The sequence below is a fragment of the Actinosynnema sp. ALI-1.44 genome (genome assembly GCF_001984155.1).
Taxonomy (GTDB): domain Bacteria; phylum Actinomycetota; class Actinomycetes; order Mycobacteriales; family Pseudonocardiaceae; genus Kibdelosporangium.
This window is the reverse complement of record NZ_MTQO01000031.1, coordinates 94,594-117,505: the sequence shown is the minus strand read 5'-3', so window position 1 is coordinate 117,505 and position 22,912 is coordinate 94,594. Positions and strand designations below refer to the sequence as shown.

Sequence of the window (22,912 nt, the reverse complement as noted above, 5' to 3'; positions counted from 1 at the left end):
GTCACACGTCGTTCTCGGTCAGGCCGAGCCCGGCGGCCAGGTCGAACAACGGCTGGTAGGTCTCCTTGGTCACCGCGACCAGCGGGCCGGGCGGGGTGACGTCGAGGAACTCGCCCACCTTGGCCACGTCGGCCGGGCCCAGCTCCAACAGTCCCTTGCGGATCGCGTCGGCCAGCTTGGGGTCGAGGTCGCCGCGGAGGGTGATCGGGTCGTTCGGGATCGGCGCGGACGTCCAGACCTGGCGGAACTTCGACGGGTCGAACGTGCCCGCCGCCTTGGCGCTGGCCAGTTGCTGGCTGTTGATCTCCGCGGCGGCCACCTTGCCGTTCTTCAACGCCAGCAACGCCTCCGGGTGACCACCCGCGTAGTCGACCTTGATGTCCTTGATGTCCTTGAAGGCGAACCGGGGCAACGCGTCACCGGATGTCGAGCCGGGGCTGGACAGGGCGACCGTCTTGCCGGACAGGTCGTTGAGGGACTTGACCGGCGAGTCAGCCGGGACCCAGATCCCGGCGGTGTACGTGGTGAGCTTGCCCTTGGCGTCGGCGAAGGACGCGACCGCCTGCGCGTTGGCCTTCTGGCTGGCGAACACGAAGCCGAGCGGGCCGAACTGGGCGATGTCCAGCTTGCCGTTGCGCATCGCGAGCACCTCGGCCGAGTAGTCCTCGACCACCTGCAGCTCGACCTTGCAGGTCAGCTTGTTCTGCAAGGCGTTGGCGAGGACCTCGTAGGCGGGCTTGAGCTTGGCGGGGTCCTCGTACGGTTCGATCCCGAACCGGATCCGGCCGTCCGGGCACGGTCCGCCGGACGCGGATCGCTCGCTGCCACACGCGGTGACAGTCAGGCACAGCAACGCGATCACACTGAGCAGTGCGCGCATGGGGTTCCAGCTCCCTGTTCTGCTAAAACGTGTCGATGACGTCCGGGGCGAGCCCGAACGCGGTGGTCATGCCGATCCCGGAGGTCACAGCTGCGACCCGGACCCCGTCGGCCGGGCTGGCCACCAGGTACGGCTGGGGCGCGGACGCGTAGACGCCGCGCCAGTGTTCGCGGACCGTGAGGCCCGGGACACCCAGGAACCGCGCTGTCTCGGACAGCACGTGCCTGTCGAGTTCGTTGTCCTCGAACGGGTCGAGCGTGTGGTGGTACGCGTGGGTATCACCGATGGTCAGCGACCCGTCCGGTCGTTGGGTGTACATCAGGTTCAGCCCGATCCGGACGAGGTCGGGGTGTTCCCGCTCGATCCGCGCGCGGACCTGGGGCAGGGTGGGGCAGAGGGCGAACGCGTCGTAACGCAACAGCGAGTGCCCGCTCAGGACGGCCGGTTCGATGTCCCTTGTGGACGGGTTGGCCACGCGGAGCATCCGGAGCGCGCACCGGCGCACGTCGAATTCCTCAGCCAGGTCGGGGAAGTGGCGGTCCACGTCGTGGCCGACCGCCACCACGATCCGCGGCGCCCTGAGGCTGCCCCGGCTGGTGACGACCTCACCGGGGGAGATCAGGTGCGCCGTGGTGCGCCAGTGGAACACCACGCCCTGACCGGCCAGCCACTGGGCGATCAGGCCCGCGCTGGTGCGCTGGTCCACCCGGATGTCCTGCGGCAGCAACGCGCCGCCGACGACGTCCGGCCCGGTGGGCACGCGCCGCGCCACTTCGTCGGCGGTCAGCGTGACGGCCGGTCGGACGTCGGTGAACTCCTTGAGGACAGCCATTTCGTCCTCGGCGCGGGCCACGACCACGCTGCCGCTCTCGGCCACCGCCAGCCCGGCGAGCCGGGCCACCTTCAGCCAGGTCTCGCGGGCTTTCTGGGCATAGCGGTACGCGATCCCGTCCTGCGCGGTGAAACAGCCGTGCCCGAAGTTGCGCACGGACGCGCCCGTGGCCCACTCGTCCCGCTCCACGACGACGACCGACATGCCGCGCTCGACGGCCTCGACGGCGTGGGCGAGCCCGACGATGCCCGCTCCGACGATCACCACGTCGGCCGTGCCCAAACTTGTCATGACAAGAGAGTCTGAAACCGGGCCCCTCAAAGTCAAACCAGCTCGGAACTGTTCATTTCCAGTTCATTTGGGGGAACTCGCTGGTAGCTGCCTGTATAGTCAAGTCCCGTGGACGAGTCGCTGCACGAACGCATCGCCGCTGACATACGCCGCCGGGTGCTCTCCGGTGATCTGGCCGTCGGCGCCGCCGTTCCCTCCGAATCGCAGTTGTGCGCGCAGTGGGACGCCTCCCGTGGCCCGGTCCGGCAGGCGCTGGGCACGCTGCGCGCGGAAGGGCTCATCGGCGGCGGCCGGGGCAAGCCCCCGGTGGTGCTGCGGCAGACGATGAACCAGCCGTTCGAGACCTTCATGTCGTTCTCCCGCTGGGTCACGGGTCTCGGCCGCACGCCGGGCCAGCGGACGCTGGAGATCGCGCGCAGACCGTCCACCCCGGAAGTCGCGGCCGCGCTGCACCTCGCCGAGGGCACGCCGGTGGTGCAACTGCTGCGCCTGCGCCTGATCGACTCGCGGCCGACCATGATCGAGCGCAGCACGTTCGTCGAGCGGGTCGGCCGGTTGCTGTTCGACTTCGACTGCGACTCGGGGTCGATCTACGCGCACCTGGAAGCCAACGGCGTGGACACCACGCACGGCAGCCACGTGATCGACGCGGTCGCCGCCGACGAGACCGACCACGACCTGCTCGACGTCCCGGCCGGTTCACCGCTGCTGCGCGAACGCCGCACGGCCACCAGCGTCACCGGCGAGCCGTTCGAGCACTCCGACGACCGGTACCGGCCGGATGTCGTCAGCTTCTCCATCGAGAACTCCCAAAGCGCGCTTCCCGCGCTGTCCCGCATAGCCGAGAGGGCATCGTGATCGAACTGGCCGTTTTCGACATCGCCGGAACCACTGTGGACGAGCACGGCGCGGTGTACCGCGCGCTCGCCGACGCCACCGGGGTGTCCGAAAAGGACGTGGTGCCGTGGATGGGCGCGGACAAGACCGAGGCGATCGCCGCGCTGCTGGGCAAGACCGGGCAGGTGGTTCAGGACACCTTCCAGGACTTCCGGCGCAGGCTGGCCGAGGCGTACGAGCTCAAGCCGCCGGTCGCGTTGCCCGGCGTGCCGGAGACCATCGACAAGCTGCGCGCCAGCGGCGTGAAAGTCGCGCTGACGACCGGTTTCGACCGGCACGTCACCACGTCCATCCTGACCACGCTCAAGTGGGAGGACAAAGTGGACGCCGTGGTGTGCACCGACGACGTTCCGGCAGGCCGCCCGGCGCCGTACATGATCTTCCGGGCGATGGAGGCGACCGGGGTCGTCGACGTGTCCCGGGTTCTCGTCGCCGGTGACACCACGCGCGACCTCGAAGCGGGCACGAACGCGGGCGCGAGGATGGTCGTCGGCGTGCTGACCGGCGGGCAGAACGCGGCGACCCTCGGCGCGGTCCGGCACACCCACCTGCTGGCGAGTGTTGCGGACCTGTTGCCCTACTTGGCGTCCGCGTAGCTGTCCACCGTGGCGATCTGGAGCGGGAACCGCACCGGGGTGTCGCCGAACACCAGCCTGCTGGCCTCGCTCGCCGAGGCCAGCAGCTGCTCGGTGACCAGTTCGGCCGTCTCGGCCGGACAGTGCACCATGAACTCGTCGTGCTGGTAGAAGACGATCTCGGCCTTCGGGGCCTGTGCCGCGAGCCTGCGCCGCAGCACCACGAGCAGCACCAGCGCCCAGTCCGCCGCACTGGCCTGGACGACGAAGTTGCGCGTGAACCGGCCCCAGTCCCTGGCCGCCTGGCGTGACTTGCGCATCTCCTCCTCGGTGCCGTCGGTGCGCTCCATCAACGTGCTCCAGCGCTCCGAGGGCGACGGTGAGGTGCGGCCGAGCCGGGAGCGGACCATCCGGCCCTGCTCGCCCGCCTGCGCTGCCTGTTCGACGTGCCCGACCGCCTGGGGAAAGCGTTTGCGCAGGACCGCGAGCAGTGGACCGGCGCCGCCGGACGTGCCGCCGTACATCGCCGACAGCATGGCGATCTTGGCCTTGCCCCGGTCACCGTCGAACGACGCCTCGGCCAGGCCCGCGTAGAGGTCGACCTCCCCGGCGACCTCGGCCAGATCGCGGTCGTCCGACAGCGCCGCGAGCACGCGGGGTTCGAGCTGCGCCGCGTCGGCCACCACCAGCGACCAGCCAGGCAACGCGCGGACGGCCGTGCGCAACGCCTTCGGCAGTTGGAGCGCCGCGCCGCCGCGCGTGGCCCACCTGCCGGACACCACACCGCCGACCACGTACTCGGGGCGGAACCGGCCGTCGCGCACCCAGGACTCCAGCCAGCTCCAGCCGTGCGCGGTCCACATCCTGGCCAGTTCCTTGTACTCCAGCAGCGGTTCGACGGCCGGGTGATCGACCTCCCTGAGCACCCACGCGCGGGTGCTGGGGATTTCGATGCCCGCTCTGGCGAAGGCCTTGACCACGCTCGGCGGGCTGTCGGGATTGAGCGACCGGCCGCCGAACGCCGCCACGATCCGCTCGGCCAGCTCGGCCAGCTTCGCCGGCCGCACGCCTGGTGCGGTCCGCGGCCCGAGCATCGATTCCAGCAGCTCGAGGTGCACCCGCTCGTTCCACGGCAACCCGTGCGCGCTCATCTCGACCGCCGCGAGCGCCCCGGCGGACTCCGACGCGGTCAGCAGGCGCAGCCGGTCGGGGTGCGCGTTGGCCGCGATCCGGCGCTGCTGGTCGGCGTACACCTCGGTGAGCTGGTCGATCGGGTAGAACCGTTCGTCGAGCTCGAACAGCACGGGCTGGGCGTCCCGCGCGGGCGGCGGTTTGTCCTCCGGCTCGGGGCGCCCGTGCAGCCGGGCCCACGCCGCGGCCGGGTTGCGGTGCGTTCCGTGGCGCCCCTCGTGAGCAAGCAGCAGCCCTTCGGACAACGTCAGGTCGTGGCACCGGTCGAGCCGGATCCCCTGGCGAACCATGGCCGGGTACAGCTCGTCGACCGAGGGCAGCACCCAGCGCGGATGCTCACTTTCCTCGAATGCCGCCATCCAGGAAACCAGATCGGATGGCTTGTGGTCAGCCACCGTTTCGGATGTGGTGGTGTTCACAACACGCGCTGTACCGGCACCATCACGGCCAGGCGATACGAACACCAGCATGAGGTGATTGTGCACCGGGGGTCTGACAGTTACCGTCCAAGTTAACTCGCCAGTAGCTTACGACCCTCACAGTGGAGGCGCCGTGCGGAACGTCGTGACACGGATACCCGAGACGGTGCAGGCTGTGATGATCCTGAGCCGGGCGGGCCTGGTCCCGTTCCCGAGACTGGACGAGGGGATCCGGTCGTTGCGCACCGTCAAGCAGATCGGGCCGATCGCGGGCCCGGTCCGGATGTCCGCCCGGCGGGACCCGCGCAAGGTCGGCATCGTCGACGAACTGGGCCCGTTGACGTACTCGCAGCTGGAAAGCCGGTCCAACGCGCTCGCCCGTGCGTGGTCGCAGCGCGGTCTCGGCGAGGGCTCGGTGATCGGCGTGCTGTGCCGCGACCACCGCGGCCTGATCGACTCGATGGTCGCGTCCGGCAAGCTCGGCAGCCGACTGCTGCTGCTGAACACCGGATTCGCCAAACCGCAGTTCGCCGACGTGGTCAAGCGGGAGAACGTGTCGGCGCTGGTGTACGACGAGGAGTTCGCGCCGCTGCTCGAAGCGGTCGACCCGTCGATCCCGCGCTTCCTCGCGTGGACCGACTCGCCCGCTGCGAAATCGGACTCGGGGACCACCCTCGAGGACCTGATCGTCAACACCGACGACCGCCCGCTGCCGAACCCGAGCAAGCCCGGCGGGTTCGTCCTGCTGACCAGCGGCACGACCGGCACGCCGAAGGGAGCGCCGCGCCAGGTCAAATCCGGCCTGTCGGCGGCTCAACTGCTCGACCGCATCCCGATGCGCGTCAACGAATGCACCGTGATCGCCGCCCCGCTGTTCCACGGCACCGCGCTGTCGCAGTTCATCATGTCGTTCGCGCTCGGGTGCACCGTCGTGGTGCGCCGCAAGTTCGACCCCGAGACGACGCTGCGGATGATCCAGGACAACAAGGCGACCGAACTGGTGGTCGTGCCGGTCATGCTGCAGCGGATCCTGGACCTCGGCGAGGACGTGGTCGGCTCGTACGACACGTCGTCGCTGCGGATCGTGTTCTCGGCGGGTTCGGCGTTGTCGCCCGAACTCGGCAACCGGGCCACGAAGGCGTTCGGTGACGTCATCTACAACCTCTACGGTTCGACGGAAGTCGCCGTCGCCACGGTCGCGACACCGGAGGACTGGCGTGCCGCGCCGGGCACGGTCGGCAAGGTCCCGTGTGGATGCCGGGTCAACCTGTACGACGACCACGGCAACCGCATCACCGAACCGGACGTGATCGGCCGGATCTTCGTCGGCAGCGACCTGGCCTTCGCCGGCTACACCGACGGCAGGAACAAGGAGATCATCGACGGGCTGCTGTCCAGTGGGGACGTCGGCCACTTCGACTCGGCAGGCAGGCTGTTCATCGACGGCCGCGACGACGACATGATCGTGTCCGGCGGGGAGAACGTCTACCCGGTCGAGGTGGAGAACCTCCTGGCGGAGCACCCCGGCGTGGTCGAGGCGGCGGTGATCGGCGTGACCGACCCCGAGTTCGGCCAGCGGCTGCAGGCGTTCGTCGTCCGGCGGGACGGGATCGAACTCGACGAGGAAGGTGTCAAGGCGCACGTGAAGGCGAACCTGGCCCGCTACAAGGTGCCGCGCGACGTCCGCTTCCTCGAGTCCCTGCCCCGCAACCCCACGGGCAAGCTGCTGCGCGGGAAGTTGTCCGAAATGGCGTGACCCGTGTGGACTCTCCCGCGCCGGGTGCTATTCCCACTCGATTCCGAAAAGTCCGGGACCGAAATCCATCGCGACCGCGTGCACGCTCTGGCAGGCGTCCATCGCGAGGTTTCGCATCCGCGGGTGTTTCTGACCAGCGGGGCGGGCGAACTGCTGACACCTGCCCGGCGCGCCCGAGGAATTGAAGTGGATCTCGAGCAGGTACTCGCGAATCGGCCTTCGGAACTCTCGCCAGTGTGTCCTGTTGCACTTCGGATATGGCGGTCCGGCATTCCGGAGTTCGTACTCGATCAGGTAAGTGTCGCCGCGCCTGATCGGCTGGTCGAACATCAGCTCGGCGACCATCAGGCCATTCGCTTCGTCCACCTGCTGACGGCCGAGATGGCAGTTGCGCACCGTGGTCAGCGCGGGTGTGCCCGCGCCGGGATCGTCGGACTTGTAGATCAGCAGCCAGCGGTCCTGGCCGTCGGTGCGCGCCTCGAACACCGCGCGGGTGGTGATCAGCTGCTGGCCGCCGTCCTCGCCGAGTTGGCATTTGTCGTGCAGCCCGACCAGGGTCAGTTGCTGTTCCTGGTCGAGCGCGTTCGGGGTGCCGAGCGCGTCGAGCAGTCCGATCAGGATCTCGCGCTCGAACTGGACGGTCTCGGTCACCGGCCGGACGCCCGCCGCCTGCTTGCCGCGCGGTCTCGGCGGCGGCAGCAGCGCGAGCAGCGAACCGGGCGGCAGCTTCAGGATGTTTTCCAGTTCGCCGAGCGCGGTCAGCGAGTCGTTGCGCTCCGGCTGCCGCTTACCGGACTGCCAATAGCTCAGCGCCGCAATGCTGACCGGAGTGCCACGTGCTCGTAACCGAGCCTGTATTCGGTCGAGGCTCAGCCCGCTGGACCGAATGGCCGAGCGCAGCGCTTCGGCGAACTGATTGTCCGCCTGAACATTTTCGATTTGACCCCGAGCAGTGTTCCCCGCCATGTATGACACCGACTAGTGCGACGCTTTCAACCCCTGTGCAGACTCGAAAGAGACTATCAGCACTCCATGCTGCACCGGCAGGTTCACAACGACCATAATGACCATCCGTTCGGTGGAGCGCCATTGGGCCGAATGGATCATAACTGGCAAATGGGAAGGGACAGGTGTCGCTGATGCCACTGGTGTACCTCGTTCGGCACGGCCAGGCGTCCTTCGGCGCCGAGGACTACGACGTCCTGTCGCCCGTCGGACGCCTCCAGGGCAAGCACGCCGGTGCCGAGCTGCGGCGCCGCGGCGTACAGGCTGATCAGGTGTGGAGCGGGACGCTGCGGCGCCAGCGGGACACCGCGACCGCGGCGGGCTACGAGGGCGAGCTGCGCACGGACGAGCGGTGGAACGAGTTCGACCACCTCGGCCTCGTCCGTGCCACCCAAGGCGACCCGGTGGACCCGCGTGGCTTCCAGGAAGCGCTAGACACGGCGTTGCGCGGGTGGGACGGGCTGCGTGACTTCAGCGAAACCGTCACCGGCGCGGTCGAGGATCTGCTAAAGGGGCTCGACGGCGGGAAAACCGCCGTCGTGTTCACGTCGGGTGGCGTGATCGCGGCCGTCTGCGCGCGCATGTGGGGCCTGGACGCGAGCGGGTTCGTGGCGGTCAACCGGGTCGCGGTCAACTGCGGCATCACCAAGCTCGTGCACGGCCGTTCCGGGACGAGCCTGGTCACCTACAACGACCACGCCCATTTCGAGGGCGAGCACCGCGAACTGCTCACCTACCGTTGACCTTCGGCTGCCGCGATGAGCAGGTCCACGATCTTCACGGCCTTGTCCGTGGCGGGCGGCGCGCCGGTGATCATGTCGCTCCACACGAACGACTCGCACACCCGCACGATCACGTACGCCAGGTCGGCCAGGTCGATGTCGTCGCGCAGATCGACCTCGTCGCGCAGGAATGCCGCGGTCCACTCGATCAGCCTCGCCTGCACGACGCTTTGCTTGGACGTGATGATCCGCAGCGCGTACTCCGCGTCCTCGGCCACGAACTGCCGCAGCGCGTCGAAAGCACGGATGCGGGCGAGTGACCGGTCCAGCACGCGGGTGATCAGCGTACGGCCGGTGCCCCGCGCCTTCGCCCGCGTCTCGTGCAGCAGGCGTTCGTTGATCGACCAGATCACCTCGCCGATCAGCAGTTCACGGCTGCCGCACCAGCGGTAGAGCGTCGCCCGGCTGACACCGAGCTCACCGGCCAGTTGCCGCATGTCGACCCGGCGGCCGGCCAGGAACCACTTCCTGGCCAGCCGGAAGGCGTCGATCGGGGCGGTGCGGGGCGTCGGTGACGGTCCGCGTAACGCGCGGGTGAGCGGGGTGCCCGGTGCTGTCGCCGACATGGGCGACACCATACCCGGCGTCTTGCCGCCGAGACATGTTCCGCGGTTGACCGGTTTTGAGTCAGAATGCAAGCATGTCTCATGGACTTCCGTGACAGCGCGGCCGAGGCGGCGTTCCGTGCGAAGCTACGCGACTGGTACGCCCAGAACTTCGACCCGGCCGGGAAGTCCGGGTCCGGGCGGCCGGAGGTCGACCACATGCGCGCGTGGAGCCGCAAGCTGCACGACGCCGGGTACGTCGGGCTGACCTGGCCGAAGGAGTACGGCGGCGCCGGTCTTTCGCCCGGCTACCAGGCCATCTACTTCGAGGAGATGGCCCGCGCCCAGGCACCGGAGCACATCGGCGTCATCGGGCTGAACATGGCCGGGCCGACGATCATGGCGTGGGGCACGACCGAGCAGAAGCAGCGGTACCTGCCGAAGCTGCTGTCGGGCGAGGAGATCTGGTGCCAGGGCTTCTCCGAGCCGGGCAGCGGTTCCGACCTCGCGGCCGCGCGGACCACCGCGGTCCTCGACGGCGACCACTGGGTGGTCAACGGCCAGAAGGTGTGGTCGTCGTGGGCGCACATCGCGGACTGGTGCATCCTCGTCGTGCGCACCGATCAGGCCGCGAAGAAGCACGAGGGCCTGTCCTACCTCCTCGTCGACATGCACGCGCCGGGTGTGGAAGTCCGGCCGTTGCGCCAGATCACCGGTGACCCGGAGTTCAACGAGATCTTCTTCACCGACGTGCGCGTGCCGAAAGAGTCCATCCTCGGCAACCCGGGCGACGGCTGGAAAGTCGCGATGACCACACTGCTGCACGAGCGCGGCACGCTGGCGTTCGCGCTGGTCGGCCAACTGCGCCAGCACTTCACGAGCCTGGTCGAACTGGCCAGGCAGCCCGCGTCCGACGGCAGCGTCCCCGCCGACGACCCGGTGGTGCGCGACGCGATCGCCCGCGAGTGGATCGAGCTGCAGGCGTTGGCGTTCACCAACTACCGCACCCTGACGACCCTGCTGGCCAAGGGGCAGCCCGGCCCGGAGAGCTCGGTGGTGAAGCTCGTCTGGAGCGAGGCCAACCAGCGGCTGACCAAGCTCGCCCGCGGCCTGCAGGGCCTGTCGGGGATGCTGGACGACAAGGGCGGCGTGCGGGACGGGTACTGGCAGTACCGGCAGCTGCGCAGCCGCGGCAACACCATCGAGGCGGGAACTTCCGAGATCCTGCGCAACATCGTCGCCGAACGCGTGCTTGGTCTTCCTAGGAGCCGTTGATGGACTTCGCCTTCTCGTCCGAACAGGACATGCTGCGCACGGCGGCGCGGGAGTACCTCGCCGAGCGGCACCCGCTGACCGGGCTGCCCGCGATCATCGACGGCGAGCCGGGCTGGCAGCCCGAGAGCTGGCAGCCGCTGGCCGACCTCGGCTGGACCGACGACGAGCTGACCCTGCTCGACCAGGTCGTCCTGTTCGAGGAAACCGGCGCGGCCCTGTTGCCCGCGCCGCTGTTCAGCACGGTCGCGCTGGCGCTCCCGGCCGTCCGCGGCGACGAGGAACTGCGCGCGGCGGTCGCGTCCGGTGACCTGAAACTGTCGCTGGCGTGGGCGGAGTCCGGCCGTCCGCAAGGCATCGCGGACACCGGTCTCGCGACGACGGCCGACGCGGACGGGCGCGTGACCGGCCGCAAGATCCTCGTGCCCGACGCGGCATGGACCGACGAGCTCGTGGTCACCGTGGCGGGCCCGCAGCTGCGGCTCGTGCGGACCGCCGACGCGACCGTGACCCCCGTGTCCACATCGGACCGGTCGCGTCGGCTGTACGAAGTGGAGTTCGACTCGGCGCCGTCGCGGGCGTTGGGCGACGGCTCGGTGCTCGCCGAAATGGAGAGCCGGGCGTTCGTGCTCGCCGCCGCCGAGGCGCTCGGTGTCGGGCGCCGCGCGTTGGAGGACGGCATCGCGCACGCGTCCACACGCGAGCAGTTCGGCCGCGTGATCGGCACCTACCAGGGCGTTTCACACCAGCTGGTGGACTCGTACGCGTCGCTGGAGCTGGCCAGGTCGCTGACCTACTGGGCGGCGTGGGCGCTGGCCGAGGGCGACGACCAGGCCGCGGTCGCCGTCGCGGCGGCCAAGACCGCCGCTGCGGAAGCCGCGGTCAACGCCTGCGAGCGCGTCATCCAGGTCCACGGCGGCGTCGGCATGACGTGGGAGCACATCCTGCACCGGCTCTACAAACGCGCCCAGTGGCTCGAGGCGTTCGGCGCGAGCGGCCGTGCGCTGCGCGGCCGGATCGCGGACGCCGTACTGGGCTGACTTACTGGGCTGAGACGTCCGGGAAGGCTTCCCGGTCGCTCTGGGTGGTGGGTACCTACTACTCGGGGTGACCGGGAAGCCACCATGACCGGGTGGACAACTCAGTCGTCACCACCCAGCCCGTCAACCAGCAGGTCGCCGACGAGGCGCTGCTGCTCAGCCACGACGTCGCCGCCGTGTTCAACGACCTCGGCGTGCTGATGGCCGTGCGCGGCCACACCGAGGAAGCGGAACGCCTCTACCGCCGGTCGCTGGAAATCCGCCGCCGACTGCCCGACGAATCCGCCCAGGCCGCACTGACCAGGCGCAACCTGGCCATCCTGCCCACCGGCTGACGGCCGGGGGAGCGAACCGGGTGATTTCCCCGCATCGGCCCTGCCATCATGATGTCCGTTGATGTCAGCGGTAGGAGAAGACACGATGTGCGGCGCGGGCGATGGTCGACCCGATAGCTGAGGCGCGCAGGCGCCTCGGGCTGGCCCGCCGGTTCTACGACGAGGGAAGGGCCGAGGAAGCGGTCGTGGTCGCCGAGACCGCGCTCGCCGTCGTCGAACACGCCGGTGGCCCCAACCACCCGGCGATCGCGGGTGCGTGCATCGAGCTGAGCCTGCTGCACGAGCGGCTTTCCCAGTACACCAAGGCCGAGCGGTACGCACGCCGCGCGATCGTGATCACCGAGGAGTACTCCCGCCGCGACGAGACGCTGGTCCGGCTGCGGGTCAAGGCGCTCGGGTGCCTGGCGATGGTCGAACGGGTCCGCAACCGGTTCGGCAGCTCCGAGGTGCTCTACCGGTCCGCGCTCGACCTCGCCGAGAACGGCACGTGGCCGCACCCGGAGGAACTGGCCGAGCTGATGTGCGGGCTCGGTGCCGTCTACCTGTTCTCCAGCAGGTTCGTCGAGGCCGAGGCGCTCTACCGGCAGGCGCTGGAGCTGGTCGGCAGCGAGAAGGCGACCTCCGCCGTGGTCTGGCACCACCTGGCCGAGCTCGACCTGATGCTCAGCCGGTTCGACACCGGCGAGTCGTATGCGCGGCGTGCCCTGTCGCTGCGGGAGAACGCGCTCGGCCCGAACCACGCCTCGACCGCCAACGAACGCGCCATGCTGGCCGCGGTCCTCGCCAGGCAGGGCAACCTGGACATGGCCGAGAAGCTTTTCCGCAAGGCGATATCCACCTTCGAGCGGGTGCTGCCGCCCAACCACTACGACCTGGCCGTCGCGTGCGCGGACTTCGGCATGCTGATGGCCGCGAAGGGCAACATCGCCGCCGCGGGCAGGCTCACCCAGCGAGCACTGGACATCAAGACCAAGATCCTCGGCCGCAACCACCCCGAGGTGCGCCAGGCCGTCGAGGACCTGGCCCGGCTCACGACACGATGACGTTCGTCTCGGCGATGCCCCGCAGCGCGCCGATCAACCGCGCCTGATCGTCGAGCGCCGCCCGTGCGCCCGGTTCGACCGGCGCGAACCCGGTGATCCGGATCTCCAGCTTCTTGCGCCCGGTCGCCTTCGCCCGCCACAGCCCGGTGACGTCACCGTCGACGAGCACCGCGCCCGGCTGGCCGATCACCGGCCACATCGCCTTGTGGTGCGCCTTGTCCGGCACAAGGAATGTCTTGTTGCGTTCCTGCATGAACGGGTCCGACGTCGGCAGCAGCAGGACGCGGGGCGGCTCCGGTGGGTCCAGCAGCAGGTCCACCTCGGACTCGGGGATCCACGCGGCGCGGCCGTCGACGTCCACTTCGACCAGTCCCGCGGTCGGCCAGATCGCCTTGACCTCGGTCTGGGTGGTGGTCAGCCACGCCGCGACATCCGCCGTGCTCGCCGGTCCGACGAACGTCAGGTACCGCTTGACCAGGTCGTCCGCACCGGACTGCGCCGCCGGGATCCCCGGCCAGTTCTCGATCGGCACGAGCAACGGCGGCGACCGCGTCAGATCGAGCCGGAGCCCGCCGGGCAGCGCGGCCAGCCGGAACAGCGACTCGAACACGTGCTCCGCCTGACAACCCCGGCAGTACGAAACCAGCGCCTTCGGCACCAACTTGGACACCGCTGTGCTCACGACCCCCTTGACCGTAGGAGTGGTGACGCATTCGCGCATCGCTTCGGCGGTGTACCGGATCGCTTCGGTGGCGGTGATACCGCTCTTCCGCATCACCGACCGCTGCCACGCGACCTTGCCCAGGGCGTCACGCTCGCTGTGCGGCCACAACGCGGCGGCCAGCTTCGGCAGGTCCCCGGCGCGGTGCAGGAACGGCGACGCCCGCACCGTCCACGCCCGCACCAGGGTGTGGTCGTCCACCTCGGCCTCGGTGCGGACACCCAACGCCAGACGGGCCGAACCCGGCGGTGTGTCCTGCACGCCGAGCGCGACCACGTCCAGGTCGTCCACCTGCGTGGCGGAGCGGTGCAGCCCTTGCCGTGCGATCCGGTAGGCCAGCACGCGCGCACGATCGACCGTCGGTGTCCTAGTGCTCACGGCGTCATCCTGACACCCATGCCTGACACCTGCTGTCAGGTTCCGGATGGGTGACAGCGGTCGCACCCGTGCTGCACAGGCCGGTACCGTCGATGGAACGGCAGTTCGACGGCGACCCGCCACTACCCAATACGGGTGGTGCCGGACGCGAATGTGGGGAGTCGTTACCCATGTTCGCGGGTGCGCCCGCTGCCAGCCTCTTTACTCGTGAGCCAAGCGATTTCGCACCGCGACAACGGGATCAACTCCGGACCATGGTGGACCGGCGCGCTGACCGCCGCCGAACGCCGGTGGACGGTCCAGGGCCGCCCGCGCTGGGCCGAACTGATCGACGAGGCGGTGGGCAGTGGCCCGGTCAGCGCCGAGGGGGCTGTGCCGTGCGACTGGCCCGACGCGTTCGCCTGGGTGTTCCGGCCCCTGGTGCGGATCGCCCGTGAGCGTGTGGCCACGGCGGCCGCCGAGGGGAAGATCGACGCGCCGGCCGTCGCGGCTGCCTTCGACCGGCAGCTGGGCAGGCGCCTCGCCGGTCTGGCCGCTCGCACCCTGGTGCTGGAGCTCAACGTCGAACGCGTGTCCGGCAGGCTCGCCGGTGACACCGCGCAGGAGCGCTTCGCCGACTTCATCTCCGCCCAGGCCAGCCCGGAGCGGCTGACCACGCTGTTCGCCGAGTACCCGGTACTGGCCAGGCTGCTCGGCCAGGCGTGCCAGTTCATCGCGGACGCGCAGGTCGAGCTGATCGAGCGGTTCATCGCCGACCGCGACCTGATCGTGGCGCGGCTGTTCGGCGGGGCCGACCCCGGCGACCTGGTGGAGATCCGCACCGGCATCGGCGACACCCACCAGCGCGGCCGCAGCGTCGCGATCCTGCACTTCGCGGGCGGCGGCAAGGTCGTCTACAAGCCGCGGTCGCTGGACCTGCACCGGCACTACAGCGGGCTGGTCGGCTGGCTCAACTCCAAGGTTCTCGGCCTCGGCCTGCGCAGCGTCGACGCGGTGACGCGCACCGGCTACGGCTGGCTCGAGTTCGTCGAGCACCGGCCGTGCGCCCAGGTCGCCGAGGTCGACCGGTTCTACCGCAGGCAGGGCGCGCTGTTGGCGCTGCTGTACGCGGTCGACGGCGCCGACATCCACTACGAGAACCTGATCGCCTGCGGCGACCAGCCGGTGCTCGTGGACGTCGAGACCCTGTTCCACCCCATGCTCGAGCAGCCGACCGCGACCGGGCCGGACCCGGCGGCGCGCGTGCTCGCCTCCTCGGTGCACCGGATGGCGCTGCTGCCGCAGATGCTCCTCGGAGAGCACGGCGCGGTCGACGTGTCCGCCCTCGGCGGCGACAAGGGCGTCCAGTCCCCGAGCGACGTGGTCGCGTGGGACGGCGTCGGTACCGACGCGATGCGCCTCGTGCGTCGTCGTGGCGAGTTCCGTGGCGCGACCAACCGGCCGCGGCTCGGCGCGGTCGACGTGGAGCCGTCCGAGTACCGTGCCGCGATGCTCGGCGGGTTCCGCGAGGGCTACGACGCGATCGTGCGGCACCGCTCGGAGCTGATCGGCCTGCTGACCGCGTGCACCAACGACGAGATCCGGGTCGTGGCCAGGCCGAGCCAGATCTACGCGACCCTGCTCGACGAGTCGACCCACCCGGATGTGCTGCGCGACGCCGTGCAGCGGGAGCGTGTGTTCGACGCACTGACCGTCGACTCGGCCTGCGACCTGGCCCGGCAGCGGCTGATCCCGAGCGAGCTGAACGACCTCTGGGCAGGCGACCTGCCGATGTTCACCAGCAAGCCCGGTTCCCGCGACCTGTGGGCAGCGGACGGCGAATGCCTGCCGGACCTGCTGGAAGGCCCGGGGCTGGCGACGGTCGTGCTGAAGATCGCCGCAATGGACGAGGTGGACCGCTACGACCAGGAATGGCTGATCGCGGCAGCGCTGGCGACCAGGGCGCAGCCGGTGGCCCACCGCACAGGCGAGACCCGTCCCCGGGCGGGCACGTCGGCGATCCCCGACCCGCAGCGGCTGCTGTCGGCGGCGTGCGGGATCGCGGACGAGATCGGTGCCAGGGCGATGCACGGGGACGGCCGTGCGAACTGGCTCGGCCTTGAGCCGATCATCGACAAGCACTGGGCGGTTCTCCCGATGGGCGCCGGCCTCGCCCACGGGTATTGCGGAGTGGCCCTGTTCCTCGCGCAGCTCGCCGACCTGACCGGCGTGCAGCGCTACGCGGAACTGGCCAGGGACGCGGTCCGCCCAGTGCCCCGTCTCATCGACCAGCTGATCACCGAGCCGGAGCTCGGCGTGACGATCGGCTGCGGCGGCCCGCACGGCCTGGGAGGCATCAGCTACGCGATCGCGCGGCTGGGCAACCTGCTCGACGACCCGGAGATCCGCAGCTGGCTGCCCGCGGTGGTCGACCTGACCAGGGCGGCGACCGACGACGAGCTGGCCTGCTTCGCGGCGGGCAGCGCCGGTGGCCTGGCGGCCATGCTGGCGGTCCACAGCGAGACAGGGCTGCCCTCGGCAGGCCGTCTGGCGTGGGACTTCGCGGACAGGCTCGTGGAGCAGGCGCACACGGTGCCGTGCACCTGCCTCGACCTGCCCACCGCGGGCTTCGCCCACGGGCACACCGGGATCGGCTGGGCACTGCAGCGCTTCGCGGCGACGGGCGCGGGCGACCACTACTACGAGGTCGGCCGGGCGATCCTGGACGCCGAAGTGCCCGACGGCACGGACCTGAGCTGGTGCGGCGGCCTGGCGGGCTTCACCATGGCCCACCGCGACGCCCCCGAGGACTGGGCCAACACGCTGGCCGAACACCAGCCGCTGCGCGACATGAGCCTGTGCCACGGAGAGCTCGGCGTGACCGAGGCCCTCATGGTGCTGGGCCAGCGCGGCAACTACGAGGCCTCCGCGGCCGCCACCCGCCACGCGGGTCTCCTGCTCGGCGCGATCGACAGGGGAGGCGTCCGCTGTGGCACGCCTCACGGCGTCGTGTCCGCCGGCCTGCTCAACGGCCTCGCCGGTATCGGCTACGGCCTGCTCCGCCTGGGATTCGCCAGCCGGGTCCCCTCGGTGCTCCTGCTCGAACCCACCCCAGGGCAGCAGTACTGATTCTCCCCGTCCAACCCCTCAAGTGATCAACCCCACTCCTTGAGATGCCCCGCTCACAGGAAGAAGCACAGTAATGAGCAGCCTGACCGCCGAATCGCTCGTCGGAGCCAACCACCCCGCCGGCCAGATCATGAGCTCGTCACGGCGGGACATCGCCGCCCGGGTGAACGCGCTCGCTGGCTACCGCATGGATCTGTTCCCCGGGCGGAGTGCTGTCTCCAGGATCGAGGCGCATACCTTCACACTAACGGCGGAGAGCTAGCCCGGCGGTGAGATCTCCGACAGTTCGGGCTTCAACCGAACGGGGGATCCTGGGTACTGTCCGGCCATGGTGTCCCGCTCCCCGCTCGTGATCGGCCGAGACCGTGAGGTGGCCGAGTTGACGAGGGCGATCGACGCCGCCAGATCCTCGCGTGGCGGCGCGGTCTTCCTCATCGGCGAGCCGGGCATCGGCAAATCCAGGCTCGCGGCGGAGGCGGCCGGGATCGCATTCGCTTCAGGTGTCCGTGTATTACGAGGTCGGGGCACGACAATCGGCCCAATCGTGCCGTTCCGGCCGTTGACCGAGGCCCTGCTCGGGTTGTTCCGCAGCGGACACCCTCCGGATGATCCGGCACTCGGTCCGTATCGCCCGATTCTCGGCAGGTTGATCCCCGATCTGCAACAGCCGGGCGAGGCCACCGGCGGCGACTCCCTTGTGGTGCTTGGTGAAGCGGTTCTGCGACTGATCACAGTCGCCGGTCGGTCAGACGGATGTCTTGTGGTGCTGGAAGACTTGCAGCACGCGGACTCCGAGACCCTCGCCATCGTCGAGTACTTGACCGACAACGTGACGGATCTGCCGATTCTGCTGATCGCGACCATAAGGGACGAACCGTGTGCGGCGCTCGACCTGGCCAGGACGGCCAGCCAGCGTCACTCGGCGTCGATACTCACGCTCAACCGGCTGGCGGATGACGACGTCAACCGGCTCGCCGCGTCTTGTCTGGAGACCACACCCGGTGAGCTGCCGATCGAGGTGAGCAGCAGGCTCACCGAGGACAGCGCGGGCATCCCGTTCATCATCGAGGAGATGCTCCACCAACTGGTCGCCGACGGTGTGCTGGTACGCGCTGGCGGTGGGTGGCGGGTAATCGGTGAGATGCGTGCCGACGTCCCTGAGGCGGTGCTGCGAGGTGTCATCGACCGGGCGGAACAACTCGGGCAACAGGGCAGCACGCTGCTGTCCGTCGCAGCAGTTCTCGGCGACCGGTTCCCGCTGTCCGTGGTCGGGCACGTGACAGCACTGGACCAGCGCAGCATGCTGTCGCACTTGAGAGCAGCGGTCGCCGCGCAACTGGTCGCGCCGGACGACGCGGCGCCGGACTGGTACGCCTTCCGGCACCCGCTGACCGCCGAGGCTCTCCGGGCCGCTCTGACGCCGACCGATCGCGCGGAGTACTCACGGCGCGCGGCGGAAGCCGTCCAAGTGCTGCACCCGGGCCTGCCGGGCGAGTGGTGTCAGCTCGTGGCGACACTGCAGGCGGATGCCGGTGACGTCAACAGTGCCGCCCGGTTGTTCGCGGAAGCGGGCCGCAGAGCGCTGACCGACGGCGCGTCCGGTTCATCGGTCAAACTGCTCGACCGAGCCAACGCGCTGCTGCAAGGTGAAGGCACCGCGGAGGGCAAGGCGGAGATCCTGCAGACCCTGCTCTACGCCTTGGCCGAGGCGGGGGAGATCGACCGTGCTCGGGCACTGGTCGACTCGCTCGACCAGGTCCGTGGCGCGGACCTCGGCGCGGCTGCCAGAGCTAGCCTGCACACGCGGCTCGCGCAGGTCTACTTCGTCGCAGGTCTCTCCGCTGAGGGGATGAACCAGGTCACTGAAGCCAGGGCCCTCCTGGGAACGGATGCGGCAGAGGAGGAAGCCGCGCCGATCGACGCGATGGCGGCCAAGCTCACCTGGCAGGGCGGTGGCCGCAACCGCGGCGAACGGGCTGAGGCGCTTGCGCGCAGGGCGATCGCCGCGGCCGAACGCGCGAATCTGCCGACCGTGCTGTGCGACGCGTGGCAAGTCGTGGCGGACGTGGCGCGGGAACGAAGCCTGGAGGAGTCCAGCCGGTGTCTGCAACGCGCGCGTGAACTGGCCGAGGAACAACGGCTGCCGATTCCGCGCGTGTACGCGCTCGCCCGCCTCGCAGGCAACGACTGGCTCGCGAACGGCGACGTCGCCGGGATGGAGAACACGATCGAGGAGGCCCAGCGAGTCGGTGCCGTCGCTGTCGGTTACCAGATTCAGGGCAACCTGGCCACCGACGCGGTGCTGCGGGGTGACTTCGGCAAGACCGCGCAACTGCTCGCGCAGGGCAAGCAGGACGTGCTCAGGCTTCGGCTGCGGCCGCAGATCCGTTACATGTTGATGGTTCAAGCCACCCTCGCGGCTCATCAGGGCAAGCGTACCGAGATGGAGCGGGCGCTCGCCGAGTTCGCGGAATGGGAGGACGTGAACGCCCAGGAGTTGCCGCTGACACTCGGCTTCGCCAGGACGTTCTGCGCGCTGCTCGAGGAGAACCGCGGGTTGGCCCGCGAGGAGCTCCTCCGGATGATCTCTTCGACGACAGACGTGCCTTCGCTGTTCCAGCTCGCCGGCAGACACGGGCTGCATCTGTTCCTCGCCGTGCTCGACGGCGACGCGGGCTGGACGGAGTACCACGAAGCGACCGACACGGTACAGAGCACGATGCGCTGGAACCGCCAGTTCGTGCGGCTCGCCGAGGCCGTGTTGCTCGGGCGGGACGGTCGCGCCGAGGAGGCGAACGCCGCGGCCGACTCGGCGCAGGAGGATTCCGCGATCTACGGGATGGCACGGCACCTCGGCATGCGGCTGGTCGCCGAAGCCGCGATCGCCGACGGCTGGGGTGATCCCATCGCCTGGGTTCGCCGAGCCGAGGAGTACTTCCACCAGTTGTCGGTGCCCGCGGTCGCCAGCGCGTGCCGTTCACTGCTGCGGCACGCGGGCGCGTCGGTGAAGCAGCGCCGAACCGGCATGGATCAGGTCCCGGACGACCTGCGCGCGAGAGGCGTCACAGTCCGCGAGCACGAAGTGCTGCAGTTGCTGCGTGAGCGCCTGACGAACAAAGCCATCGCCAACCGCCTGCACATCTCACCGAGAACGGTCGAGAAGCACGTAGCGAGCCTGATCATGAAGGCCGAGGTCGCCGACCGGATGGAGCTGAGCGACTTCGCCGCCTCCGCGTACGAGGAAAGCCAGTAGCACTGCTGACAGCCCGTTGAAAGGCCAACTGGATATGTTTCCGGCGTGGCCGAGAGGGGGGAGGCGGCGCCGAGGATGAGCCACTCGAGCACCGCCACCCTCGGGCACCGAGCTCAGTCACGCCGGAACGGACCCTCAGCTGTTTCGGCGTGACTGAGCGCCTTTGGCAGGCGTGGACCACTGAAAGCCACATGAAAGCCCAGGTCGCTACGGTTCGACTGCACGCCTCGGACGGGGTGGAGGTGTCGCGGAGGGGCATCCGCCGACGCCGACGGTTCTGGGTGCGTGCCTCAGCCACGCCGGGGCAACCCCCGCTCTGGTCCTGGCGTGGCTGGGCATCTTGTTGTCACGAGGTCGATTTCGATATGTGATCAACGCGAGTAGTGTGTGCCGTTGGTTGCGATGTCGACCTTGTGGGGAGCAAGGTGAGATTTCGGATTCTTGGGCCGCTCGAAGTGCTGTCGGACGACGGTTCTCCGGTACGCATAGGGTCTGGTCGGCTGCGGTGTCTGCTCGCGGCGCTGGTGTTGAAGGCCAACAACGTCGTCGGGTTCGACGAGTTGGTCGAGGCTGTGTGGGGCGATGACCTCCCGGCGAATCCGCGCCCCGCCGTCTACACGCTGGTGGCCCGGCTGCGTGCCATCATCGGCAACGCGGCTGCGATTGAGGCCGGGGCGGACGGGTACCGGCTCGGAAGCAGACGTTCTCGACGAGGCGTTGGCGTTGTGGCGTGACAAGCCGCTGGTCGACGTGTCTTCCGACTATTTGCGGAGAATGGTCGAACCTTTCGCGGAGCATCGTCTGCAGGTGATCGAGCGGCGGTTCGAGTTGGAACTCCAGACTGGACTGCAGGAATCCGCGCTGCCGGATTTCCAGGCGTTGGCGTTGGCCCATCCGTTACGGGAACGCATGTGGTCTCTGCTGGTGTTGGGATTGTTCCGGTGTGGTCGCCAGGCGGAAGCATTGGAAGCGTACTCGACTGTTCGGCAGCGGCTGGACGTCGAGTTGGGCGTCGAGCCGGGTAGGGCATTGCGGCAGGCGCACCAAGTCGTGCTGGCCGGTGATGACGACGGGTGGCGTGTCGAGTGCCAGTTGCCTGTCGACATCGGGGATTTCATCAACCGCGATGAGGAGCTCAACCGCCTCTTGAGTTTGTCGTGCGCCGACAAGAGCGTTCCGGTCGTGACCGTCAGCGGCCCACCAGGCATGGGCAAGTCGGCGTTGGTGATACGGGCCGCACATCGGTTGGTCGATGAATTCCCGGACGGGCAATGGTTTCTTCGACTCAACGGTGCGAGCGCGAAACCTCGGTCTGGTGCTGAGCTGCTCGCCGAGCTACTTCGGACAGCCGGGGTTCCGGCGTCGGAACTCCCCCATGGAATCGAAGAACGCGTGGCGTTGTTGCGTTCCAGGTTGTCCGGCCGCAAAGTGCTGGTGGTGTTGGACGACGCGGGCAGCGTCGACCAGGTGGCGCCACTGCTCCCCGGCAGACCCGGCAGTTCCGTGTTGGTGTCGAGCCGTTCCGAACTGGCCGACTTGTCCGTCCTGTACGGCGGGCAACGGCTCGCGTTGCGACCGTTGCCGTCGCGGCACTCCAGGGATTTGGTTGCCCGGATCGCCGGACAGAGCCGGTTCACCGCGGATGAACATGCTTTCAGTGAGCTCACCGATCTCTGCGCGGGACTTCCGCTCGCCCTTCGGATAGCAGCCGCGAACCTGGTCAGTCGACCCACGCTCCGGGTCAGCCGGTACACCGAGGAGCTGCGCACAGGTGACCGATTGGCCAAACTGAAGACACCAGGCGACACCGGGTTGGCGGTGCGCGCGGCCTTCGACGCGTCATTCGCCACGCTGAGCAAGGAGGAGCAGCGCGCCTTTGGTTTGCTGGGAGTGATACCCGGTATGGACTTCAGCGCTCACGGCATCGTCGTGACCAGCGGTACGCGGCCGAGTGCCATGTCGTGATCGGCTTGATCCACCTGTCGGCCGGTCGGCGTGGCCTGGCACTGGATCACTATCGACGAGGTCACGGCCTCGCGCACGACTTGCGGATAACGGAAGTCGAGGTTGAGGCCCTCGCCGGGATCGCACTGCTCACCCGGAACGTGGACCTCGCGCTGCGGGCGATCGAACTGGCGAGAGAACGGGGGATGCGGTTGCATGAGGCGAACACGTTGAACACGTTGGCAGAGATACGGCTGGAAGTCGGGGATGGTGAGCGAGCTCGTGCGACGGCCGAAAAGGCGCTGACCATGAACCAGGGACTCGGGGCCAAGCCTGGCCGTGACAAGGCGTTGGAGCTGCTGGAACGTGCCGCGGCCGCTGAGGCGTCCACCGGTTGAGCACGGTGGGGAGCAGGGTGAGGTTTCGAATGCTCGGGTCGCTCGAAGTGATGGCCGACGGTCCGGTCATACCGATCGGGTCGCCGCGGCTGAGGTCCCTACTGGCGGTACGGACTCCGCGCGGGACAGCTTCGCGGAGGCGCTGCAGATCAGCCGGACCACTGCCGCCCGAACGGTGCCGATCGAGTCGCTGATCAGCCTGGGATCGGCCAGCGGCAGGACAGCCGCGTGATCGAGGCCAACGAGG

The 22,912-nt window shown here is 69.1% G+C and carries 20 protein-coding genes; 14 read left to right on the top strand and 6 right to left on the bottom strand.

All coding sequences use genetic code 11. The features are described 5' to 3' along the window. Nucleotide 1: 1 nt before the first annotated feature. Together ALI144C_RS05765 and ALI144C_RS05760 are read right to left on the bottom strand one after the other, a co-directional pair. Nucleotides 2-880: a phosphate/phosphite/phosphonate ABC transporter substrate-binding protein gene (locus ALI144C_RS05765; protein WP_076985953.1), complete on the bottom strand. Its 879-nt coding sequence runs from the start codon at nucleotides 878-880 to the stop codon at nucleotides 2-4. 22 nt (nucleotides 881-902) lie between these two features. After that, nucleotides 903-2,003, bottom strand: a complete 1,101-nt coding sequence (locus tag ALI144C_RS05760) for a TIGR03364 family FAD-dependent oxidoreductase (RefSeq protein ID WP_143230430.1) — start codon at nucleotides 2,001-2,003, stop codon at nucleotides 903-905. 108 nt (nucleotides 2,004-2,111) lie between these two features. Here ALI144C_RS05760 and ALI144C_RS05755 point away from each other — a divergent pair, with 108 nt between their 5' ends. After that, complete coding sequence (locus ALI144C_RS05755; protein WP_076985951.1) at nucleotides 2,112-2,861, top strand: GntR family transcriptional regulator; 750 nt, start codon at nucleotides 2,112-2,114, stop codon at nucleotides 2,859-2,861. Continuing rightward, nucleotides 2,858-3,496, top strand: a complete 639-nt coding sequence (locus ALI144C_RS05750; protein ID WP_076985950.1) for a phosphonatase-like hydrolase — start codon at nucleotides 2,858-2,860, stop codon at nucleotides 3,494-3,496. The genes ALI144C_RS05755 and ALI144C_RS05750 overlap by 4 nt, the downstream gene beginning before the upstream one ends. On the opposite strand, the gene ALI144C_RS05745 is transcribed toward ALI144C_RS05750, so the two are convergent. Then, nucleotides 3,478-5,136 (bottom strand): bifunctional 3'-5' exonuclease/DNA polymerase, encoded by a 1,659-nt coding sequence (locus tag ALI144C_RS05745; RefSeq protein ID WP_076985949.1) that lies wholly within the window; start codon nucleotides 5,134-5,136, stop codon nucleotides 3,478-3,480. The two genes, ALI144C_RS05750 and ALI144C_RS05745, sit on opposite strands and share 19 nt — an antisense overlap. A gap of 127 nt (nucleotides 5,137-5,263) precedes the next feature. On the opposite strand from ALI144C_RS05745, the gene ALI144C_RS05740 reads away from it, so the two are divergent. Beyond that, a complete protein-coding gene (locus ALI144C_RS05740) occupies nucleotides 5,264-6,841 on the top strand; it encodes an acyl-CoA synthetase (protein WP_237774010.1) in 1,578 nt (525 codons plus the stop codon). Nucleotides 6,842-6,868: 27 nt separating this feature from the next. Here ALI144C_RS05740 and ALI144C_RS05735 read toward each other — a convergent pair whose 3' ends face one another. After that, complete coding sequence (locus ALI144C_RS05735; RefSeq protein WP_076985947.1) at nucleotides 6,869-7,807, bottom strand: hypothetical protein; 939 nt, start codon at nucleotides 7,805-7,807, stop codon at nucleotides 6,869-6,871. Between the two features lie 173 nt (nucleotides 7,808-7,980). On the opposite strand from ALI144C_RS05735, the gene ALI144C_RS05730 reads away from it, so the two are divergent. Further along, nucleotides 7,981-8,589 (top strand): histidine phosphatase family protein, encoded by a 609-nt coding sequence (locus ALI144C_RS05730; RefSeq protein WP_076985998.1) that lies wholly within the window; start codon nucleotides 7,981-7,983, stop codon nucleotides 8,587-8,589. Here the strand turns inward: ALI144C_RS05730 and ALI144C_RS05725 are convergent. Continuing rightward, entirely contained in the window at nucleotides 8,580-9,194 is a 615-nt protein-coding gene (locus ALI144C_RS05725) for a QsdR family transcriptional regulator (protein ID WP_076985997.1), read from the bottom strand. The two genes, ALI144C_RS05730 and ALI144C_RS05725, sit on opposite strands and share 10 nt — an antisense overlap. Before the next feature lie 81 nt (nucleotides 9,195-9,275). Here ALI144C_RS05725 and ALI144C_RS05720 point away from each other — a divergent pair, with 81 nt between their 5' ends. The 4 genes from ALI144C_RS05720 (at nucleotide 9,276) to ALI144C_RS05705 (ending at nucleotide 12,863) form a co-directional block, all read left to right on the top strand. Then, nucleotides 9,276-10,448: an acyl-CoA dehydrogenase family protein gene (locus ALI144C_RS05720; protein ID WP_076985946.1), complete on the top strand. Its 1,173-nt coding sequence runs from the start codon at nucleotides 9,276-9,278 to the stop codon at nucleotides 10,446-10,448. Then, a complete protein-coding gene (locus ALI144C_RS05715) occupies nucleotides 10,448-11,485 on the top strand; it encodes an acyl-CoA dehydrogenase family protein (protein WP_076985945.1) in 1,038 nt (345 codons plus the stop codon). The genes ALI144C_RS05720 and ALI144C_RS05715 overlap by 1 nt, the downstream gene beginning before the upstream one ends. A 92-nt stretch (nucleotides 11,486-11,577) precedes the next feature. Then, nucleotides 11,578-11,820 (top strand): tetratricopeptide repeat protein, encoded by a 243-nt coding sequence (locus tag ALI144C_RS05710; protein WP_076985944.1) that lies wholly within the window; start codon nucleotides 11,578-11,580, stop codon nucleotides 11,818-11,820. Nucleotides 11,821-11,921: 101 nt separating this feature from the next. Beyond that, entirely contained in the window at nucleotides 11,922-12,863 is a 942-nt protein-coding gene (locus tag ALI144C_RS05705; protein ID WP_076985943.1) for a tetratricopeptide repeat protein, read from the top strand. Here the strand turns inward: ALI144C_RS05705 and ALI144C_RS05700 are convergent. Further along, nucleotides 12,850-13,962 (bottom strand): winged helix DNA-binding domain-containing protein, encoded by a 1,113-nt coding sequence (locus ALI144C_RS05700; RefSeq protein WP_076985942.1) that lies wholly within the window; start codon nucleotides 13,960-13,962, stop codon nucleotides 12,850-12,852. The two genes, ALI144C_RS05705 and ALI144C_RS05700, sit on opposite strands and share 14 nt — an antisense overlap. A 207-nt stretch (nucleotides 13,963-14,169) precedes the next feature. On the opposite strand from ALI144C_RS05700, the gene ALI144C_RS05695 reads away from it, so the two are divergent. The 6 genes from ALI144C_RS05695 to ALI144C_RS05670 all read left to right on the top strand — a co-directional run bounded on the left by ALI144C_RS05695 (nucleotide 14,170) and on the right by ALI144C_RS05670 (nucleotide 22,665). After that, nucleotides 14,170-17,070 (top strand): type 2 lanthipeptide synthetase LanM family protein, encoded by a 2,901-nt coding sequence (locus tag ALI144C_RS05695; protein WP_076985941.1) that lies wholly within the window; start codon nucleotides 14,170-14,172, stop codon nucleotides 17,068-17,070. A gap of 73 nt (nucleotides 17,071-17,143) precedes the next feature. After that, the gene (locus tag ALI144C_RS05690; RefSeq protein ID WP_076985940.1) at nucleotides 17,144-17,332 is read left to right on the top strand and encodes a hypothetical protein; all 189 of its coding nucleotides are present in this window, start codon (nucleotides 17,144-17,146) and stop codon (nucleotides 17,330-17,332) included. A gap of 66 nt (nucleotides 17,333-17,398) precedes the next feature. After that, nucleotides 17,399-20,323: an ATP-binding protein gene (locus tag ALI144C_RS05685; RefSeq protein ID WP_076985939.1), complete on the top strand. Its 2,925-nt coding sequence runs from the start codon at nucleotides 17,399-17,401 to the stop codon at nucleotides 20,321-20,323. 425 nt (nucleotides 20,324-20,748) lie between these two features. After that, nucleotides 20,749-21,057, top strand: coding sequence for an AfsR/SARP family transcriptional regulator (locus ALI144C_RS05680; protein ID WP_168211175.1), 309 nt, complete (start codon nucleotides 20,749-20,751; stop codon nucleotides 21,055-21,057). Further along, entirely contained in the window at nucleotides 20,960-22,288 is a 1,329-nt protein-coding gene (locus ALI144C_RS05675; protein WP_237774003.1) for a BTAD domain-containing putative transcriptional regulator, read from the top strand. Before ALI144C_RS05680 ends, ALI144C_RS05675 begins: the two co-directional genes overlap by 98 nt. Beyond that, entirely contained in the window at nucleotides 22,285-22,665 is a 381-nt protein-coding gene (locus ALI144C_RS05670) for a hypothetical protein (protein ID WP_076985936.1), read from the top strand. The genes ALI144C_RS05675 and ALI144C_RS05670 overlap by 4 nt, the downstream gene beginning before the upstream one ends. Nucleotides 22,666-22,912: the final 247 nt, after the last annotated feature.

Bases quoted from the DNA above. Each gene is read 5' to 3' on its own strand.
- ALI144C_RS05765 (WP_076985953.1), bottom strand. From the start codon at position 880: ATGCGCGCACTGCTCAGTGTGATCGCGTTGCTGTGCCTGACTGTCACC.
- ALI144C_RS05760 (WP_143230430.1), bottom strand. From the start codon at position 2,003: ATGACAAGTTTGGGCACGGCCGACGTGGTGATCGTCGGAGCGGGCATC.
- ALI144C_RS05745 (WP_076985949.1), bottom strand. From the start codon at position 5,136: ATGCTGGTGTTCGTATCGCCTGGCCGTGATGGTGCCGGTACAGCGCGT.
- ALI144C_RS05740 (WP_237774010.1), top strand. From the start codon at position 5,264: ATGATCCTGAGCCGGGCGGGCCTGGTCCCGTTCCCGAGACTGGACGAG.
- ALI144C_RS05735 (WP_076985947.1), bottom strand. From the start codon at position 7,807: ATGGCGGGGAACACTGCTCGGGGTCAAATCGAAAATGTTCAGGCGGAC.
- ALI144C_RS05730 (WP_076985998.1), top strand. From the start codon at position 7,981: ATGCCACTGGTGTACCTCGTTCGGCACGGCCAGGCGTCCTTCGGCGCC.
- ALI144C_RS05725 (WP_076985997.1), bottom strand. From the start codon at position 9,194: ATGTCGGCGACAGCACCGGGCACCCCGCTCACCCGCGCGTTACGCGGA.
- ALI144C_RS05720 (WP_076985946.1), top strand. From the start codon at position 9,276: ATGGACTTCCGTGACAGCGCGGCCGAGGCGGCGTTCCGTGCGAAGCTA.
- ALI144C_RS05715 (WP_076985945.1), top strand. From the start codon at position 10,448: ATGGACTTCGCCTTCTCGTCCGAACAGGACATGCTGCGCACGGCGGCG.
- ALI144C_RS05705 (WP_076985943.1), top strand. From the start codon at position 11,922: ATGGTCGACCCGATAGCTGAGGCGCGCAGGCGCCTCGGGCTGGCCCGC.
- ALI144C_RS05690 (WP_076985940.1), top strand. From the start codon at position 17,144: ATGAGCAGCCTGACCGCCGAATCGCTCGTCGGAGCCAACCACCCCGCC.
- ALI144C_RS05685 (WP_076985939.1), top strand. From the start codon at position 17,399: ATGGTGTCCCGCTCCCCGCTCGTGATCGGCCGAGACCGTGAGGTGGCC.